The organism is Roseisolibacter sp. H3M3-2 (assembly GCF_029211165.1).
In the GTDB taxonomy this organism is placed as follows: domain Bacteria; phylum Gemmatimonadota; class Gemmatimonadetes; order Gemmatimonadales; family Gemmatimonadaceae; genus Roseisolibacter.
This window is the reverse complement of the sequence record NZ_JARGEK010000591.1, coordinates 1-1,890: the sequence shown is the minus strand read 5'-3', so window position 1 is coordinate 1,890 and position 1,890 is coordinate 1. Positions and strand designations below refer to the sequence as shown.

Below are 1,890 nucleotides of genomic sequence, written 5' to 3'. Positions count from 1 at the left end.
CGTCCGTCGCGTGCGGTGGCAGCGATGAGCCGGGCCAAGTTGACGCGCGACCAGGTCGACGAGCTTGCGGCTTTGCGGGAGCAGGGCTGGTCTTACGGAGCTCTCGCCGCGCGCTACGGGATCACACAAGGCGCCGTTCACTATCGATGCCTGTCGGAGGGAGCGCTTTCGCCTCGGGCAGTGCGCCTGGGCCGGTGCAATCACGGCGGAGAGCAGCGGGGCTTCGGCGGCCGCTGTCGGCAGTTCTCCTCGAGTGAGGACGCCCAGCTGCTCGCCCTGCGCCGCAAGGGCAGCTCCGTCCCGGCGATCGCACGCGAGCTCGGCCGCGCCAACACCAGCGTCCGCATTCGGCTGTTGACCCTCGAGCTGGCGGAGGAGCGGGCGTGAAGCCACCACGCATCACCGTGCGCGAGCGAGACCGCATCGTCTCGGCTGTCGCTGACCCCAAGGTGACGTTCGCCGCAGTTGCCGCCGCCTTCGGCCGATCGGAAACCGTGGTCCGCCGCCTCGCCAACGCGAACGGCTTCACAGCCCAAGGCCGCAGCCAGGATGCCGGCAGATGAGCGCGCTCGAGATCGAGATGGGCTATCCGCTCGCCTGGCCGAACGGTCGGCCGCGCACGCCGCTCCACGCGCGCAAGGCGGCGCTGTTCAAGGAAGACGGGCGCCGCCTCACCCTGACCGTCGCACGCCGGCGGTTGCGCGAGCAGCTCTCTCTCATGACGCGCACGGGTCAGCCCTGGCGCACCACGGACATCCTGGTCTCGACCAACATCCGCTTCACGCTGCAGGGCACCCGAGACCAGAACGTCAGCCGCCGCGATCCGGAGGACACCGGCGCCGCGCTCTACTTTGATTTCGATGGCTCGCCGCACGTCCTCGCCTGCGATCGCTGGGACACGGTGCAGGACAACATCGCCGCGATCGCCGCGCACATCGAGGCGCTGCGCGGCCAGGAGCGATGGGGCTGCGCGGATCTGCGGCTGGCCTTCGCCGGTCACGTCGCTCTGCCCGCGTCCGACCCATGGTGGAAGGTGCTGGGCGTCACGCGAGACGCCCCGATCGAGGCGATTACCCGAGCGTATCGTGCTCTGGCGCGCACCGCTCACCCGAACGCCGGCGGCGAGCGCGCCGCTTGGGACCGTCTGCAGCGTGCCTATGACGAAGCTCAAAAGGCGGCGGGCTGATGCAGTGGAGGCTCTTCAGCTCGGCACCGCGCGACGGCTTTGGCTTCCTCGCTTACGGCCACCACGATGATCCGGTCCCGACCGACGCGGGCCGAGGCGTGCGGCCGGGCGACCATTGGTGGGCCATCCTGCAGTTCGACATCTGGCGCGAGCCGCACCAGTTCGTGTTTGCGAGAGACGGCGCGCCGGCGTGGCCCGGAGCAATCGCTTGGACGCCGCTTGAGCCACCGACGTCCATCACGGTTCTCAGCAAGACTTTCGTGGTGCCGGACCGGTGACAATCGCGCTCGCCGCTATCCTGACGATCTGCACCCTGGCTGCGGTCTGGACCGGCACGCGCCTCGCGGGTCGGGCCGCGCGCCGGCCGCAGCTATGCGTGCTGTGCCGCGAGGCGCCCACCGTAACCGGCCTCGACACCTGCCAGCGTTGCTGGCTGGACGAGCACCAGAGCGAACGCTGATGCGGCGTCGCGCGCCTCTCATCCAGGCATGGCCGCGCATGATGCGCCGTGCGCTCGCGGCCGAGTATTGCGACCTCTCTGAGGCCGCCTTCGAGCGGGAGGTCGTTGCCGGTCGTCTGCCGGCGCCGATAGGCTTGGCTGGTCAGGACCACTGGTGTCGAGTCGCGCTCGACCAGGCGCTCGATCGATTGACCGGGCGATCCGCTGTGTCCTGGGAACAGGAGCAGCCCGGCCTTGCCTAAAA

5 protein-coding genes are annotated in these 1,890 nt (G+C 69.7%); all 5 read left to right on the top strand.

Translation table 11 applies throughout. The annotated features are described in order from the left end of the window. Window positions 1-387, top strand: a 387-nt coding sequence (locus PYV61_RS24880; RefSeq protein WP_275836575.1) for a hypothetical protein, incomplete at its 5' end; no start/stop codon positions are given. Continuing rightward, window positions 384-563 carry a hypothetical protein gene (locus tag PYV61_RS24875; RefSeq protein WP_275836574.1) on the top strand — a complete coding sequence of 60 codons (180 nt, stop codon included), beginning with the start codon at window positions 384-386 and terminating at the stop codon, window positions 561-563. The genes PYV61_RS24880 and PYV61_RS24875, both read left to right, overlap by 4 nt. After that, on the top strand, window positions 560-1,186 hold the full coding sequence (locus PYV61_RS24870) for a hypothetical protein (RefSeq protein ID WP_275836573.1): 627 nt from the start codon (window positions 560-562) through the stop codon (window positions 1,184-1,186). Before PYV61_RS24875 ends, PYV61_RS24870 begins: the two co-directional genes overlap by 4 nt. After that, window positions 1,186-1,464 carry a hypothetical protein gene (locus PYV61_RS24865; RefSeq protein WP_275836572.1) on the top strand — a complete coding sequence of 93 codons (279 nt, stop codon included), beginning with the start codon at window positions 1,186-1,188 and terminating at the stop codon, window positions 1,462-1,464. Before PYV61_RS24870 ends, PYV61_RS24865 begins: the two co-directional genes overlap by 1 nt. Further along, window positions 1,461-1,646 (top strand): hypothetical protein, encoded by a 186-nt coding sequence (locus PYV61_RS24860; RefSeq protein WP_275836571.1) that lies wholly within the window; start codon window positions 1,461-1,463, stop codon window positions 1,644-1,646. Before PYV61_RS24865 ends, PYV61_RS24860 begins: the two co-directional genes overlap by 4 nt. The last annotated feature ends 244 nt before the right edge of the window (window positions 1,647-1,890 follow it).